Source organism: Nonomuraea zeae, assembly GCF_005889725.1.
In the GTDB taxonomy this organism is placed as follows: domain Bacteria; phylum Actinomycetota; class Actinomycetes; order Streptosporangiales; family Streptosporangiaceae; genus Nonomuraea; species Nonomuraea zeae.
On record NZ_VCKX01000067.1, the window covers coordinates 31,017 to 47,094 of the forward strand.

At 71.3% G+C, this 16,078-nt stretch carries 14 protein-coding genes and 1 pseudogene; 13 read left to right on the forward strand and 2 right to left on the reverse strand.

The features are described from left to right. Positions 1 to 141: 141 nt before the first annotated feature. The 4 genes from ETD85_RS22325 to ETD85_RS67305 are packed head-to-tail and all read left to right on the forward strand — an operon-like array spanning position 142 to position 4,887. Complete coding sequence (locus ETD85_RS22325) at positions 142 to 1,032, forward strand: NAD-dependent epimerase/dehydratase family protein (protein WP_138691707.1); 891 nt, start codon at positions 142 to 144, stop codon at positions 1,030 to 1,032. Further along, complete coding sequence (locus tag ETD85_RS22330) at positions 1,029 to 1,901, forward strand: 5-dehydro-4-deoxyglucarate dehydratase (RefSeq protein ID WP_138691708.1); 873 nt, start codon at positions 1,029 to 1,031, stop codon at positions 1,899 to 1,901. The genes ETD85_RS22325 and ETD85_RS22330 overlap by 4 nt, the downstream gene beginning before the upstream one ends. Further along, a complete protein-coding gene (locus ETD85_RS22335; RefSeq protein ID WP_138691709.1) occupies positions 1,898 to 2,953 on the forward strand; it encodes a mandelate racemase/muconate lactonizing enzyme family protein in 1,056 nt (351 codons plus the stop codon). The genes ETD85_RS22330 and ETD85_RS22335 overlap by 4 nt, the downstream gene beginning before the upstream one ends. Continuing rightward, positions 2,950 to 4,887: a DUF6807 family protein gene (locus tag ETD85_RS67305; protein WP_138691710.1), complete on the forward strand. Its 1,938-nt coding sequence runs from the start codon at positions 2,950 to 2,952 to the stop codon at positions 4,885 to 4,887. The genes ETD85_RS22335 and ETD85_RS67305 overlap by 4 nt, the downstream gene beginning before the upstream one ends. A 75-nt stretch (positions 4,888 to 4,962) precedes the next feature. Here the strand turns inward: ETD85_RS67305 and ETD85_RS22345 are convergent, their stop codons facing one another. After that, positions 4,963 to 5,622, reverse strand: coding sequence for a TetR family transcriptional regulator (locus ETD85_RS22345; protein ID WP_138691711.1), 660 nt, complete (start codon positions 5,620 to 5,622; stop codon positions 4,963 to 4,965). A 108-nt stretch (positions 5,623 to 5,730) separates the two neighbouring features. Here ETD85_RS22345 and ETD85_RS22350 point away from each other — a divergent pair, with 108 nt between their 5' ends. From ETD85_RS22350 to ETD85_RS64745, 7 genes and pseudogenes are all read left to right on the forward strand, one after another. After that, positions 5,731 to 7,356 carry an ABC transporter substrate-binding protein gene (locus ETD85_RS22350; protein ID WP_138691712.1) on the forward strand — a complete coding sequence of 542 codons (1,626 nt, stop codon included), beginning with the start codon at positions 5,731 to 5,733 and terminating at the stop codon, positions 7,354 to 7,356. Then, the gene (locus ETD85_RS22355) at positions 7,353 to 8,291 is read left to right on the forward strand and encodes an ABC transporter permease (RefSeq protein WP_138691713.1); all 939 of its coding nucleotides are present in this window, start codon (positions 7,353 to 7,355) and stop codon (positions 8,289 to 8,291) included. The genes ETD85_RS22350 and ETD85_RS22355 overlap by 4 nt, the downstream gene beginning before the upstream one ends. Further along, positions 8,284 to 10,296, forward strand: coding sequence for a dipeptide/oligopeptide/nickel ABC transporter permease/ATP-binding protein (locus ETD85_RS65865; protein WP_138691714.1), 2,013 nt, complete (start codon positions 8,284 to 8,286; stop codon positions 10,294 to 10,296). The genes ETD85_RS22355 and ETD85_RS65865 overlap by 8 nt, the downstream gene beginning before the upstream one ends. A 6-nt stretch (positions 10,297 to 10,302) precedes the next feature. Next, positions 10,303 to 11,295 (forward strand): ABC transporter ATP-binding protein, encoded by a 993-nt coding sequence (locus ETD85_RS22365; RefSeq protein ID WP_138691715.1) that lies wholly within the window; start codon positions 10,303 to 10,305, stop codon positions 11,293 to 11,295. Between the two features lie 27 nt (positions 11,296 to 11,322). Further along, entirely contained in the window at positions 11,323 to 12,546 is a 1,224-nt protein-coding gene (locus ETD85_RS22370; protein WP_138691716.1) for an acyl-CoA dehydrogenase family protein, read from the forward strand. A gap of 208 nt (positions 12,547 to 12,754) precedes the next feature. Beyond that, positions 12,755 to 13,036 (forward strand): annotated as a pseudogene (locus ETD85_RS67530) (tetratricopeptide repeat protein); the annotation flags it as partial. A 16-nt stretch (positions 13,037 to 13,052) separates the two neighbouring features. Then, on the forward strand, positions 13,053 to 13,394 hold the full coding sequence (locus tag ETD85_RS64745) for a hypothetical protein (RefSeq protein WP_206058458.1): 342 nt from the start codon (positions 13,053 to 13,055) through the stop codon (positions 13,392 to 13,394). 69 nt (positions 13,395 to 13,463) lie between these two features. On the opposite strand, the gene ETD85_RS22380 is transcribed toward ETD85_RS64745, so the two are convergent. Then, complete coding sequence (locus ETD85_RS22380) at positions 13,464 to 14,168, reverse strand: DUF6879 family protein (RefSeq protein WP_338087168.1); 705 nt, start codon at positions 14,166 to 14,168, stop codon at positions 13,464 to 13,466. Between the two features lie 207 nt (positions 14,169 to 14,375). Here ETD85_RS22380 and ETD85_RS22385 point away from each other — a divergent pair, with 207 nt between their 5' ends. After that, positions 14,376 to 14,834: a helix-turn-helix transcriptional regulator gene (locus ETD85_RS22385; RefSeq protein WP_449290110.1), complete on the forward strand. Its 459-nt coding sequence runs from the start codon at positions 14,376 to 14,378 to the stop codon at positions 14,832 to 14,834. A gap of 198 nt (positions 14,835 to 15,032) precedes the next feature. Then, positions 15,033 to 15,389, forward strand: a complete 357-nt coding sequence (locus ETD85_RS22390; RefSeq protein WP_138691719.1) for a VOC family protein — start codon at positions 15,033 to 15,035, stop codon at positions 15,387 to 15,389. Positions 15,390 to 16,078: the final 689 nt, after the last annotated feature.

Genomic DNA, 16,078 nt, shown 5'->3' on the forward strand with positions numbered 1-16,078 from the left:
CGCTTGCCGAACCATCCTAACCCCCGGACTGCCGGGAAGCCCCAGCTAGAAGGCCGGTACAGAAATCCCCTCTTGACGCCCCGCCCCTCCGGACACAAAGGTTTAGTGCAACTGTTTGCAGTCTTGAAGGAGCCCCTCACGGTGAGCAGAGTCCTCGTCACCGGAAGCGCCGGACGCCTCGGCCGCAGCGTGGTCAGCACGCTCGCGGCGGCCGGGCACGAGGTCATCGGCGTCGACCGCGTCCCAGGCACGCCGCCCGAGGCCGCGGTCGCCTTACCGGCCGACCTCACGGACACGGGCGAGGCTTTCGAGGTGATCGCCAGGTTCCGGCCGGAATCGGTGATCCACCTGGCCGCGATCGCGACCCCGTTCAGCTTCCCGGAATCGGTGATCTACAAGGTCAACACCCAGCTCGCGTTCAACGTCTGCGAGGCGTCGGTGGCCTTCGGCGTGCCGGGCGTGGTGGTGGCCAGCAGCCCCACTGTGATCGGGTACGGCGCGCCCGGCGGGTGGGCGCCCGCCTATCTGCCGATCGACGAGGAGCACCCGGTCCGCCCCTGGAACGCCTACAACCTGTCCAAGGTCGTGGCCGAGCAGACCATGAAGGCGTTCGCCGTGGCCGGGACGACGAAGCTGGCCGCCGTCCGGCCGTGCTTCGTCATTCCGCCCGAGGAGTGGGCGGGCGCGCCCACCCAGTCGGGCCACACCGTGCGCGAGCGGCTGGACCGGCCCGAGCTGGGCGGGGTGTCGCTGTTCAACTACATCGACGCCCGCGACGCGGCCGACATGATCGCCGTGTTGAGCGAGGCGCTGCCCGAGCTGCCGAACGGCGAGGTGTTCTTCGCCGGGGCGGCGGACGCGCTGGCCAGGAAGCCGCTCGCCGACCTGCTGCCCCAGGTCATCCCGGGCACCGAGCCCTTCGCGGCCGGGCTGACCGGCACCACCCCCGCCTTCTCGACCACCAAGGCAGAGCGCCTGCTCGGCTGGCAGCCCAAGCGGAGCTGGCGCGACGAACTCAAGGAAGCTTCATGAATCTCAGCGGTGTGCTGTTCTTCCCCGTGACCCCCTTCGGCGCCGACGGCACGCTCGCCGAAGAGGTGCTGGCCGAGCACATCAGGCAGGGCATGGAGCATGGTCCGGGCGGCGTGTTCGTGGCCTGCGGCACCGGCGAGTTCTCCGCGCTGTCCGAGGCCGAGCACGCCCGCGCCGTGCGGGTGGCGGCCGAGGTCGTGGCCGGGCGGGTGCCGGTGTTCGCGGGCGCGGGCGGACCGATCGGCACGGCGCTGAACCAGGCCAGGGCCGCGCGGGAGGCCGGCACTGACGGGCTGCTGCTCATGCCTCCCTACCTGGCGCAGGGTCCGGCGCACGGCTTCGCCGCCTACGTGGCGGCGGTGGCGGCCGAGCTGCCGGTGATCGTCTACCAGCGCGGCGCGGTGGTGCTCGAACCGGAGGCCGTGGTCGAGCTGGCCGGGCTCCCCGGGGTGATCGGGCTCAAGGACGGCCTGGGCGACATCGACCGGATGCAGCGGACCGTGCTGGCAGTGCGCGAGGTCTATCCGGACTTCCTGTTCTTCAACGGGCTGCCGACGGCCGAGCTGACCATGCCCGCCTACCGGGGCATCGGCGTGGAGCTCTACTCCAGCGCGGTGTTCGCCTTCGCGCCGGAGATCGCGCTGGCCTACCTGAAGGGCGACGAGCGGCTGCTCACCGAGTTCTACGCCCCGCTCGTACGGCTGCGCGGCAAGGTCCCCGGCTACCCCGTCTCCCTGGTCAAGGCCGGGGTCCGGCTGCGCGGCCTGGACGTGGGCACCGTCCGCCCGCCGCTGGTGGAGGTCACCGGCGAGCACCTGGAAGAGCTGGAGGCGCTGATCAAGACCGGTCTCGGGCTGGCCGCGTCATGACGATCGCCGACCTGCGCACGGAGCTGCGCACGGCGCCGCTGCCCCGGCCCTGGGGCGCGGACGTGCCGGCCAACCATGTGATCGTCACCCACGTGACGCTGAAGGACGGGCGCACCGGGACCGGCTTCTCGTGGACGCCGCAGATCGGGGCGCACGCCGTACAGGCGCTGCTCGACCACGACCTGCGCGAGGCGCTGATCGGGCTGCCCGCGCACCCCGAGGTGGTCTGGGACCGGCTGTGGCGGCACCTGCGCGAGGCCGGCCCCGGCGGGATCACCACGGTCGCGCTCGCCGGGATCGACCTGGCGCTGTGGGACCTGCGCTGCGGCGGCGAGGGCCTGGCCGACGTGCTGGGGCGGCGGCGCGACGAGGTGCCGGTCTACGGCAGCGGCGTCAACCTGCACTACTCCCTGGACGAGCTGGTCGAGCAGGCCCGGCGCTGGGTGGCGGCGGGCTACCGGGGCGTCAAGATCAAGGTGGGCCGGCCGGAGCTGGCGCAGGACGTGGCGCGGGTGGCCGCGGTCCGCGAGGTGATCGGTCCCGACCGGCTGCTGATGATCGACGCGAACCAGCGGTGGGACCTGCACAGGGCGCGGCGGGCGCTGGCCGCGCTGCGCGAGTTCGACCTGCACTGGATCGAGGAGCCGCTGCCGGCCGACGACGTGGCCGCGCACGTGGAGCTGCGCCGCTCGACCGACGTGCCGGTCGCGGTCGGCGAGAACGTCTACACCTCCTACGGCTTCCGCGACCTGCTGGCGGCGGGCGCGTGCGACGTCGTCCAGCCGAACGTGGTGCGGGTCGGCGGCATCACGCCCTTCCTGCGGATCGCGGAGCTGGCCAGGACGTACGACGTGCCGGTCTACCCGCACCTGCTGAGCGAGGTCTCCGGGCAGCTCGCGCTGGCCCTGCCGCTGCCGGTCATGGCGGAGGACGTGGAGGACGCCTCGTTCGCGGCACTCGGGCTGCTGGCTGAGCCCTACCCGGTGCGGGTGTCGGGTGGCATGCTGCGCGCGGGAGAGCACACCGGACTGGGTTTGAGGTGGTCGGAATGACAGCGGTCAGGGTCATCCTGGCGGGCGCGCACGGGCACGGGCAGCACCACCTGGGCAACCTGCGCAGGCTGACGGACCAGGGCCTGATCGAGCTGGCCGGGATCTGCGACGTGCGGCCCGCCGAGGTGGACTTCTGCGCGCCGCTGCAGTCGCCCGACCTGGGCCGGCTGATCGAGAAGACCGGCGCGGAGATCACGATCATCTGCACGCCGATCCACACGCACGCGGACCTCGCGGTGACCGCGCTGCGCGCCGGGTCGCACGTGCTGCTGGAGAAGCCGCCCGCGCCGAGCCCGGCCGAGCAGGAGCGGATCGCCGCCGTGGTGGCGGAGACGGGGCTGGCCTGCCAGGTCGGTTTCCAGTCGCTCGGCTCGGCGGCCGTACCTGAGCTGCGCCGGCTGATCGCGGACGGGACGCTCGGGCGGGTGCGCGGCATCGGCGGCGCGGGGGCCTGGGACCGGTCCACGGCCTACTTCACCCGGGCGGCCTGGGCGGGCCGGCGCCGACTGGACGGCGTGGACGTGGTGGACGGCGCGCTGACCAACCCCTTCGCGCACGCCGTGGCGACCGCGCTGGCCCTGGTGGACGGGCCGATCGCGGAGATCGAGACCGAGCTGTACCACGCCTATCCGATCGAGTCCGACGACACGTCCTGCCTGCGGGTCCGGATGGCCGACGGTCTCGTGATCACGATCGCCGTGTCGCTGTGCGCGCCCGAGCGGCACGAGCCGTACCTGGTCGTGCACGGGGACGCGGGCCGGGCCACGCTCGTCTACACGCAGGACCGGCTCAGGGTCGAGCTGGCCGACGGCACGGTCACGACCACCGTCCACGACCGCGCCGACCTGCTGGTGAACCTGATCGACCACATCAGGACGGGCGCCGAGCTGCTGGTGCCGCTGGCCCGCACTGAGACGTTCACGCAGGTCCTGGACGCGGTCCGGCTCGCGCCCGAGCCGCTGCCGATCCCGGCGCGGCACCAGGTCCTCACCACGGACGAGTCGGGCGAGGTGGTCAGCAGGGTCCTGCCCGGCATCGCCGCGCTGACGGCCCGCAGCGCGGAGGATCTGGCGCTCTACTCCGAGCTGGAGCCCCCGTGGGCGCAGGTGGAGCTGCGGGTCAACAGCCGGGAGGTGGCCGCGTACGAGATCCGTCCCGACCTGCCGGCCACCGACTCGCCCCGGCCGTACCTGCACCGGGTGCGCACGCTCGGCGGCGTCGAGGTCACCGAGGTGCGCCCGGCGGACCACGTGCACCACCTCGGGGTCGGCGTGGCGATCTCCGACCTCGGCGGCGCGAACTTCTGGGGCGGCCGCACCTACGTCAAGGACCAGGGGCCGGCCTGGCTGGACGACCACGGCGCGCAGCGGCACCGGGAGTTCTCCCGGCTCGACGACGGCGGTTTCACCGAGCTCCTGGAGTGGACGGGACCCGGTGGGCGGCTGATGGCGCGCGAGGAGCGCACGGTCGCCGCGCGGCCGCTCGGCGACGCCTGGGCGCTGGACTTCGCCTTCACACTCACGAACCTGACCGGCGCGCCCGTGGAGATCAACAGCTCCGCCACCAAGGGCCGGGCCGGCGCGGGCTACGGCGGCTTCTTCTGGCGCGCGCCGGGGACCTCGTCCGCCAGGACCACGCTGCCCGGCGACGAGCGGGCCGTGCACGGCAGCACGAGCCCGTGGGTCGCCATGTCCGGCCGCACGCCGGAGGGCCGGGACTGGACGCTCGTCTTCGTCCAGTCGGCCGGCGACCCCTGGTTCGTGCGCGTGGAGGAGTATCCCGGCGTGGGCCAGGCCCTGGCCTGGGACCGGCCGCTGGTCGTGGAGGGCACGCTGACCAGGCGGGTCGTCACCGTCGTCGCGGACGGCCGGCTGGACGCGGCGTCGGCCGCCGCGCTGGCCGCCGAGGTGTCGGAGCTGATCGCGAAGGAGTAGCGACGCCGGGGACGATCCCGTCGCGCGCTCTTCCGCCGGGCGGCCGAGCCGCGCATGTCGCGGGCCCGCACCCCGCTACGCGGGCCCGCCTGACGTGGTGGTGGTCGGCTTGGTGGACCTGAGCAGCCGCAGCGCGCCGCGCGACAGGGCCACCAGGATGTCGGCGGCCTCCTCCAGGTCGGGGTAGCGGCCTTCCAGATGGCCCATCGCCAGCGCGTTGGTGGCCGCGTTGATGCCGTCGGCGATCATCTCCAGGCGGCGCCGGTCGCGCTCGTCGTCGGCCGTGTAGCCGAGGGCGGCCAGGTCGGCGGCGTGGTGGTCGCGGTAGGCCGCCGCCGTCTCCGTGGCGAAGTCGCGCAGCGAGGAAGAGGGGTCGTGCCGGGCGCGTAGCTGGATGCGCAGCAGCTCCGGGTGCCGGCAGATCGCCTCCAGGGGGATCCGGAACGTGTCGCGGTGGCGTTCGAGGTCGTCCGGAGCCTCGCGGGCCTTGCGGCGCGCCTCCCGCATCGAGCGGCGCAGCCGCTCGCCGCCCTCCTCCGCGAGCACCCGCAGCAGCTCCTGCCGGTCCTTGAAGTGCACGTAGAAGCTCGACTGCGCGAGACCGGCGGCCTTGGCGACCTTGGTCGTAGTCAGCCCGGCCTCGCCCTCCTCGTCCAGGATCGCCAGGGCGGCCCTGATCAGTCGGCGCCTGGTCAGGTCCTTGGCCTCACTCCTGGTGAGCGGCGTGTTCGTCATTGCTCCCTCCCCTCCCCGTAACGATTGTCCTGCGGGACTTGTGCGCTTTTTCACCGATAGTACTATCGGTGAAATTGCTCTCGGGGGGATAACCGGGAGGAGGCGTGAATGAAACGCTGGAGAACACCGGCCACTCTGCTGCTGGCCTCGGTGGTGATGCTGGCGTGTAGCGGCCAGCGGCCGGTCGCCGCCCCGCAGGCCGGCTCACCGACGAACACCTCGGGACCCGCGCAGGGCGGGCGCCTGATCTATGCGCTGAGTGCGGACGCCAACGGGTTCAACCCGGTCACCGACCAGTTCGCGGCGCAGAGCTACAGCATGGCGGGCACGATCATCGAACCGCTGGTGAGCGTGGACGCCAACGGCGACTGGAAGCCGTACCTGGCCGAGTCGCTCACCCCCAGTGACAAGTACGACGAATGGACGATCAAGGTCAGGTCGGGGGTCTCGTTCTCCGACGGCATCTCGCTGACCGGTGACATCGTCAAGGCCAATCTGGACGCCCAGAAGGCCTCGCCGCTGAACGCGGCCGTGTTCGTCCCGATCAAGTCCTTCGAACTGGCCGACCCCATGACGGTCAAGGTGAAGCTCAACCAGCCGTGGGTGGCCTTCCCCTACTACCTGGCCGCGCAGATCGGCATGATCGTCCCGCCGGCCACGCTCGCCGATCCCAAGGCGGGCAGCCTCAAGCCGGTCGGCACCGGCCCGTTCATCTTCAAGGAGTACGTGCCGGACAACCGCATGGTCGTCACCAAGAACCCGCGCTACTGGCGCCAGGGGCTCCCCTACCTGGACGAGGTCGAGTTCCGGATCCTGCCCGACAGCCAGACACGGGCGCAGACGCTCGAATCCGGCGGCGTGGACGTCATCGGCACCTCCCGTGACGAGGACCTGACCAAGTTCGGCGCCATGAAGGACGCCTACACCGTGCACCGGGCGCAGGGCATGGCCGTGCCCGAGTACATGTTCATGCTCAACACCGCCGTGGCCCCGCTCGACGACGTACGGGTGCGCAAGGCGCTCGCCTACGCCACCGACCGCAAGACCGTCATCTCGACCCTGCGCGGCGGGCTCACCAAGCCGGCCGACGGGCCGTGGTCCGAGGACTCCAAGTGGTACCTCAGGGGCGGCTACCCCGACTACGACGCGGCCAAGGCCGCCGCCCTGGTCAAGGAGGTGGAGGCGGAGAAGGGCCCGATCCGCTTCGAGCTGATCTCCACCCCCGACCCGAACACCATGCAGGGCGTCGAGCTGGCCCAGGACATGTGGCGCAAGGCCGGCATCGAGGTGTCCATCAAGCAGGCCGACCAGGCCGACCTGATCAACCGGGCGGTCACCGGCAACTTCGCGGCCACCGTGTGGACCCAGTTCTCCGCCCCCGACCCCGACGGCGAGTACATCTGGATGCACCAGGCGTACGCCAAGCCCGTCGGCGCCATCTCGCTCAACTTCACCCGGCTCAAGGACGCCAAGCTGAGCAACGCGCTCGACGTCGGGCGGAGCAACCCGGACGAGGCCGCGCGCAAGCAGGCGTACGGCATCGTGCAGGAGCGGCTGCGAGATCTGGTGCCGTTCGTGTTCATCGACCACCTCAACACCGGGGCCATCGTGGCCAAGACCAAGGTGCGCGGCATCGGCGAGCACGTGCTGCCCGACGGCGAGAAGGGGCTGCCGCTGACCGGATCGCCCATTCCGTACCACCCGTTCTCGGGAATCTGGGTCACCCAGCGGTGATCATCGTCCACCGGCTGGTCCGGCTCCTGGTAGTGCTGCTCGTGGTGACCTTCCTGTCGTACGCCCTGCTCAACCTGCTGCCCGGCGATCCGATCACGCAGATCCTGGGCCTGTCGGCGACCGAGGAGGCCCGCGCGCAGCTCCGCCAGGAGCTCGGGCTGGACCAGCCACTGCTCGTGCGCTATTTCGACTGGCTCGGCGGGCTGCTCACCGGCGACTTCGGCAACTCCTACATCACCAGGATGCCGGTCGCGGCCGAGCTGGCCGACCGGCTGCCCGTCACGCTGGAGCTGCTGGTGGCCGCGCAGATCATCGCGCTCGGCCTGGCGATCCCGGTGGGCGTGGCGGCCGCCCGGCACGCCGGCCGCGCCCTGGACCAGGCGCTCACCGCGCTCAGCTTCGCGTTGCTGTCCACCCCCGTGTTCGTGCTCGGCGTGCTGCTGATCCTGGTGTTCGCCGTCACCTGGCGGGTGGTGCCGGCGACCGGCTGGACCCCCATCTCGCTCGACCTGGGCTGGAACCTCACTTCGGTGATCCTGCCCGCGATCACGCTCGGCTGCGGGCAGCTCGCCGTGTACGCGCGGCTGCTGCGTACCGACCTGATCGCGACCCTCCAGGAGGACTACATCACGCTCGCGCGCGCCCGCGGCCTGTCACCGCGCCGCATCCTGTGGCGGCACGCGCTGCGGCCGTCCGCGATCACCCTGATCACCGCCGTCGGCCTGAACCTGGGCGCGCTCATCGGCGGCACCGTGATCATCGAGACCCTCTTCGGCCTGCCCGGCGTCGGGCGGCTCATCGTCGACTCCATCTTCTCCCGTGACTACCTGGCGGTTCAGGGGGGCGTCGTGCTCATCTCGGTCGGTTACGTGGCCGTCAACTTCATGGTGGATCTCGTGTACGCCGCGGTCGATCCCAGGATCCGTCGTGCGTAGGCGCCTGGGGCTCGGCTTCTGGACGGCGACCTGCTGGATCGGCCTGGTGCTGCTGGCCGCGCTCCTGGCCGACGTGCTGCCGTTCGCCCGCTACGACGAGACGCTCGCCGGGCCGCCCCAGTCGGGGCCCAGCCTCGCGCACCCGTTCGGCACCGACGGCCTCGGCCGCGACGTGCTCAGCAGGGTCGTGTACGGCGCCCGCGTCTCGCTCGGCGTGGGCGTCGGCGCCGTGCTGCTCGGCCTGGGCATCGGCGCCCCGCTCGGCATCCTGGCCGGTTACCGCAGGAAGGCCGCGGACGCGGTCATCATGGCCGTCAACGACGTGGCGCAGGCGTTCCCCGCGCTGGTGTTCGCGCTGGCCGTGGTCGCCTTCGCCGGGGCGAACCTGCGCAACGTGCTCATCGTCCTCGGCGTGCTCGGCATCCCCTCCTGGGTCCGGCTGATCAGGGGCGCCACGCTCACCTACGCCGAGCGCGAGTTCGTGCTGGCCGCCCGCGTGCTCGGCACCCGCGACGGGCGAATCCTGTGGCGGGAGATCGTGCCGAACGTGGCGGTCCCCGCGGCTTCGTACGCCTTCATCGGCATGGCCGTGGTCGTGGTCGCCGAGGGCAGCCTGGCCTTCCTCGGCCTGTCCGTCCAGGCGCCCACGCCGACCTGGGGCGGGCTGATCAACGAGGGCCGCACGCTCATGGAGACCGCGCCGCACGTGGTCCTGGCGCCCTCGGTGGTCATGTTCCTGACCGTGCTGTCGTTCAACCTGGTGGGCGACCGGCTCAGGTCCCTGGCGGACGTACGCGAGAGCGGCCTGGAGCCGGCCCGGCAGGCGGCGGCCTTCTCCCTGCCCACCACGACCCACCCCGTGCGCGACTGCCTGCTCCAGGTCGAGGACCTGCGCACGCACTTCGTCACCCCGCGCGGGGTCGTCAAGGCCGTGGACGGGGTCTCCTTCACCCTCGAACGCGGCAAGACGCTGGCCATCGTGGGCGAGTCCGGCTCCGGCAAGTCCATGCTGATCCGCTCGATCCTGGGGCTGCTGCCCGGCGCCTCGGTCCGTGGCGGGAACGTGTACCTGTCCGGCGACGACCTGACCACCTACAGCTCCGTCGAGATGCGCTCGGTCCTCGGACCCAAGCTCGGGACCGTGTTCCAGGACCCGATGACCGCGCTCAACCCGGTGCGGACGATCGGCACCCAGGTGACGGAGCCGCTGCGGGTGCACCTGGGCATGGGGCGGCGGCAGGCCCGCGCGGAGGCCGTGCGGCTGCTGGCCTCCGTCGGGATCCCCGATCCCGCGCGGATGCTGCGGCGCTACCCGCACCAGCTCTCGGGCGGGATGCGGCAGCGGGTGACGATCGCGATGGCGCTGTCGTGCGGGCCCGACGTGCTGTTCGCCGACGAGCCGACGACCGCGCTGGACGTGACCATCCAGGACCAGGTGCTGCGGCTGCTGCACCGGCTGCGCGAGGAGCGGGACATGGCGGTGGTGCTGGTCAGCCACGACCTGTCCGTGGTGGCGCGCTGGGCGGACGAGGTGATCGTCATGTACGCGGGGAAGGTGGTGGAGCGGGGGCCTGCCGCCGAGGTGTTCGCGCGGGCGCGGATGCCGTACACGGAGGCGCTGTTGCAGGCGGCGCCCCGGCTGACGGATCCGGTGCATCACCGGCTGCGGGTCATCCCCGGGCGGCCGCCGGATCTGGTGGACCTGCCGCAGGGGTGCGCGTTCCGGGCTCGGTGCGCGTACGCGGAGGAGCGGTGCGCGATCGAGGCGCCGCCGCTGTTCGAGGACGGCCACCAGTACGCCTGCTGGTACCCCCGCGACCGCTCGGCTCCCGGCACCGGGGCTCCCTCGCCCATCCCCCTTCCCGTCACCCGCGAACCCGCCGCCGAGCCGGCGCCCGCTGCGGACGAGCCGGCGACCGCACCCACGCCCGCGCCCGCCACCGGCTTCGATGACGAGCCGGCGACCCCCGTCACCACCCCTCGCAGAAGCCGTAAGAGGAGCTGAGATCAAGTGGCCGGTAGCGGAAGTGCTCACCTCCGTCCTCGTGACGAGGTGCTGCTGCGGGTGGAGGATCTGGTCGTGGAGTTCCCCGCCGGACGTGGCCGCACCGTGAGGGCGGTCTCCGGGGTGAGCTTCGACCTGGCGCGCGGCGAGACGCTGGGCATCGTCGGGGAGTCCGGCTGCGGCAAGTCGAGCGCGGCCAGGGCACTCGTCCAGCTCCCGCCGCCCCGCTCGGGCTCGGTCCAGCTGGACGGCCTGGAGCTGACGACCCTGCACGGCGAGTCCTTGCGCCGGACCCGCCGCCGCCTCCAGATGATCTTCCAGGACCCGATCTCCTCGCTCAACCCGCGCCGCCGCGTCCGCGACATCGTCGGGGAGGGCCCGCGCGTGTGGAGCCTCCCCGGCGACCGGGTGGACGAGGTGCTGGAGGCGGTGGGGCTCGACCCCAAGACGGCCGCGGTACGGCGCCCGCACGAGTTCTCGGGCGGGCAGTGCCAGCGCATCTCCATCGCCAGGGCCCTGATCCTCGACCCGGAGGTGGTGATCTGCGACGAGCCGGTGTCGGCGCTGGACGTCTCGGTGCAGGCCCAGATCCTCGGCCTCCTGGAGGACCTGAAGGATCGTTACCGCCTCACTCTCGTCTTCATCGCCCACGACCTGGCCGTGGTGAAGAACATCAGCGACCGGATCATGGTGATGTATCTCGGCAAGGTGTGCGAGCTCGCCCCCAGTGCCGACCTGATCTCCAGGCCGGCGCATCCGTACACGCGGGCGTTGATCGCCTCGATCCCCGGTGGCGGCCTGGACCTGCCCCCGGCCGACACGCTGATCAGCGGCGAGCCGCCGTCGCCGGTCAGCCCGCCCTCGGGGTGCCGATTCCGTACCCGCTGCCCTCGGGCGGCGGCACGGTGCACCGACGAGGAGCCCCAGATCCGGCAGGTCGGCGAGAACCACTGGCTCGCCTGCCATTACCCCGCCCTGGAGGACGGGGCAGCCCTTTGACCGATTTGCTGCTAAGGAGCACTGTCCATGGCCATTGACTTCACCCTCGCCCCCGAGCACGAGGAGATCCGCAAGCGGGTCCGCGCCTTCATCCAGGGCACGGTCGCTCCCGCCATGGAGGAGGTCAAGGAGAGCGACCGCGACGCCTACCTCAAGACCATCTTCCACCTCCGCTCCCAGGCGAAGGCCGAGGGCCTGTGGCTGCCCCACATGCCCAAGGAGTGGGGCGGGATGGGCTTGGGCCACGTGGAGCTGGCCATGGTGCAGTCGGAGGCGGCCAAGACCCGGATCGGCCCGTGGGTCCTGAACTGCAGCGCTCCCGACGAGGGCAACACGCACACCCTGCTGCACTGGGCCACCGACGAGCAGAAGGAGAAGTACCTCCGTCCTCTTCTCGACGGCCACAAGATGTCGTGCTTCGCCATGACCGAGCCGGAAGTGGCCGGCTCCGACCCCACCCTGATCAGGACGACGGCCGTCCGCGACGGGGACGAGTGGGTCATCAACGGCCACAAGTGGTTCATCTCCAACGCCCGCCGCGCCAGCTTCGCCATCCTCATCGCGCGGACGGAGGAGGACGTCCCGGAGGGCTCACGCGGCGCCAACACCGCCTTCCTCGTCGACCTGCCCAACCCGGGCTGGAACGACGTACGCGAGGTCGAGACGATGCACGGCTCCACGGGCCACAGCGAGATCGTCATCGAGGACCTGCGCCTGCCCGACAGCCAGATCCTCGGCGGCCGGGGCAACGGCCACCGCCTGGGGCAGTACCGCCTGGGCCCGGCCCGCCTCGCCCACTGCATGCGCTGGATCTCGCAGGCCGAGACGGCCCTGGACATGATGGTCGACCGCGCGCTCAACCGCTACAGCCACGGCTCCCTGCTGGCCGAGAAGCAGGGCGTCCAGTGGCTGATCGCCGACTCGGCCATGGAGCTGTACCAGTGCAAGCTCATGGTCCTCCACGCCGCCTCCAAGATCGACAAGGGCGAGGACTTCCGTACGGAGGTGTCGATGGCCAAGCACTTCGTCGCCAACAGCCTCAACCGGATCGTGGACCGGGCGATCCAGGTGCACGGGGCTCTCGGCTACTCGACGGACACGCCGCTGGCCAACATGTTCCAGCACGCCCGCTGGGCCCGCTTCGCCGACGGGGCCGACGAGATCCACCAGATGCGCATCGCCGAGCGCACGATCGCCGCCTACCAGGCCACCGGCTCGACCAGCTCGGCCACCGGCGGTCTCCCCCTGTAGCCCGGCCCCTGTAGCCCGACCCCTGCGGCCTGGTGCCCGGCCCTTGCGACCCCGCACCTGTACCCCGGCCCCTGTCCGTAACCTGGCACCCACCACGGTCTCCCGCCGGGACCGTGGTGGGCCGCGAGCCGCGGCTCCCCGCCTCCTCGACCGGCGCGCCTTCCTCCAGCGGGCAAGACTGGCCCTGACCGCGGGCGCGCTCCTCCCCGTGCTGGACGCCGCCCCGAGCGCCGCCGCCGCGGACGACCCCGACCAGCTGTTCAAGGCGGGCAGGTTCCCTTCCGCCGAACGCGGCTATCGACGGCTCCTGCGCACGGATCCGAAGAACGCGCACGCCCTGGCCCAGATCGGCTACATCGCCCTGCTCTCCAACCGCTTCGACGAGGCGGAGAGACAGCTCTCCGAGGCCCGCGCCCTGCAACCCGGCGACGTCGCCTCGACCCAGCGGCTGGCCGAGTGCTTCGTCCGGCAAGATCGGCTCAGCCGGGCGGTGCCGCTGCTGAAGGGTGGTCACCATCGACACCGGCGGCATCGCCAGCGGCCTCGACACCACGGTGGCGATCGCCGAGCAGGCGGGCGGCATCACCGTGGACTACGACCACCCGGTCGAGCAGCCCGGCGGCAACAAGCTCTATCTGATCACGGCCGAGCGCGTCAGCCTGGGGCGAGCGGTCGGGCGGAACATCCGCGGCCACGCGGTCGAAAAGGTCTTTCCCGGCTTCCCCGGCCCGGGTCAGTCGGCGCTGTTCGGCTTCGACCTGATCGCCAACTTCACCCACGAGTTCTTCAAACCGTACGCGATCACCTTCGACTACACCGCCATGCACCTCACCATCACGCGCGGGTAGACCGGATTCGCCCGGAAATCGCCCCGCCTCAGACGGTCACCCGGGAGCGGGCGAACGCGAAGGCCCGCCTCAGACGGTCACCCTGGGGGCGGGCAGCGGCACGATCTCCCGCTCGTAGTAGGTCCTGAAGTCCTCGCCCACCGCGTACAGCTTGTCGAGCTCGCCCCGGCAGGCCGCGATCACCTCGCGGTCATCGATCCGCCGGGCCCCGCTGTGGGCACCGGCCGAGTCGTACGTGACCTCGTACATCACCAGGGAGCCCAGCACCACCAGCTCCGGCAAGGGCCGGTCGATCTCGAGATCGGCCACCTCCGCCGAGTCGAGCACCCGCACCTTCTCGGCCGCCGCCACCCGCGGCGCCAGAAGATGCATCTCCCACTGCAGGTAAGGCGTGACCGGCTGCTCGACGACCCGGATCCGCCGGCGAACGACGCTCTCGGCCCGGCGGCCTGGCTTCCCTCCCGGGACCGGCCTGGCATCGACCAACTTGAGCGAGCGGTGCCAGTCGCCCTCCATCATCGCGGCCCAGCTCGGCTCCCCGGCCTGGCGGAAGCTCTGGATCCGCTCCAGCTTCCAGAACACGTCATCGATGTTCCGGAAATTTGGCCAGAAATCATCGAGATAACCATCCGCGCTCAACACAACGCCCGGTATTTCGTGAATGCGGTCGAGCATCAGGCATATCCCTTGTGGCGGCCAACAGCATGCTCCGCGAAACAACCACCAGGCGTTCGCCCTGTCCGACGGACACATCCAGCAACGCTTGCCGCTCATCTTCGCAGGTCATTCCTGCCTATCACCGCGAAGTCGCCGTTGTCGGGCATGTACCAGCAATTTTGCCCCATCAAGCCCGACATCTATCGATCCCCCGACCCAACGGCCTGCCGACGAGACGCGCCTGCGTAAGCCTGACCCGGGAGGCGTGGCGGCCCCCCGGGGCTCGGGCAGGCGGCTGGGCAAACTCCGGTGCGATGTGACACGATCGCAAAAGTGACCAGCAGACCCGCTGCGGCGCAGCGCTTGCGGGACCTCGCGCGACTGCGCCGGGTCCGCGACCGGATCGACCGGGATTACGCGCAGCCGCTGGATGTGGAGGCGCTGGCTCGCGGGGTGCACATGTCAGCGGGGCACCTCAGCCGCGAGTTCCGGCTGGCGTACGGCGAGTCGCCGTACGGCTATCTGATGACGCGGCGCATCGAGCGTGCGATGGCGTTGCTGCGTCGTGGTGATCTCAGCGTCACCGAAGTCTGTTTCGCGGTCGGCTGCTCGTCACTGGGCTCCTTCAGCACGCGCTTCACCGAGCTGGTCGGGGTGCCGCCCAGCGTCTATCGGAGCCGGGCGGCGCGGACGACGGCAGGGATGCCGTCGTGTGTGGTGAAACAGGTGACCAGACCGAGCAGGAATCGAGAAGCGCCGGTCTCCGAGGCACGCCTAGTCTGAGCGTCATGGGCATCGCCATTCACGCTTCACCCTGGACGACTCCCTGACCTGCACGGTCTTCGACGACGCCGGGGTGCGCCGAATCACGACCGGCCCACGCCCGACGTGCTCAACCATGGCGCACACCCATGCACCGAAGCCCTTCCCATCCAGCTAGACATATCGGGTCGATCGCGACCCACGACTTCAGGAGCGACCATGACCGGCTCTTCCACCCAAGGCATCAAGACCGTCCTGCACCCGGTGTCCGACCTGGAGAAGGCCAAGGCGGTGTACGCCGCCCTGCTCGGCGTGGAGCCGACGGCCGACTCGTCCTACTACGTCGGTTTCGAGGCCGAGGGCCAGCACATCGGCCTGGTGCCGGGCGGCGGGCCGCAGGGCATGACCGTCCCGGTGGCGTACTGGCACGTATCGGACATCGAGGCGAAGCTGGCCGAGGTCACCGCTGCGGGGGCCACCGTGAAGGAAGCCGCACACGACGTCGGCGGCGGCCGTCTGGTCGCCACGTTCACCGACCCTGACGGCAACATCCTCGGGCTCCTCCAGGACCAGTGACCGCCGCCGCCCCAACTGGGGCACTGGCCCGGGGTCGCGACACCCGAGCATCAGCCCGCCTCGGACATCGACGACTATCTGTCAGTGCCGTGAGGCGGCATATTGAGGCGGCTCGGGCCCGTGCCGCGAGGCGGCGTGCTGAGGCGGCCCTCGAACCGGTGCCGTAAGACGGTTATTGAGGCGGCCCTCAGGCCGGTGCCTTGAGCGGCGTATTGAGGGGGCTCTCACGCCGGCGCCTTGAGACTGTGCTTGGAGCGGCACCTTGGGGGCGGCGCTTCGGGCGGCGCTTCGGGCCGGGACCCCAGAGAGGCGCCAGTGCCTCAGCGGACCGGCACCCTGCCCGAACAACGCCCCTGCGAACCGGCACCTCCACGGGTCGAGCTGCCCGGCCGCGAGCCGACGACACCGGGACGGTCACCGACCGACCTGCGGCCAGCTGATCCGTAGCGCGACACGTCGGAGACCGGCACGTCGGAGGCCGGCACGTCGGAGGCCGGCCGCCCGGACGACCGGCTCGTTCAGGTGGGTGCGCCACGCGGCCATGCGACCGGAAGCCCAGCGCCCCCACGGCCGGCCCGAGGGACCGCAACCGCCTTGTCGCTCACATCATGCGCGACCCCGGCCAGCGTCACCTGGACAGGCACTCACCCGTCCGGCCGACGTCAGCCGGACGCGCACTCCGTCCCTCC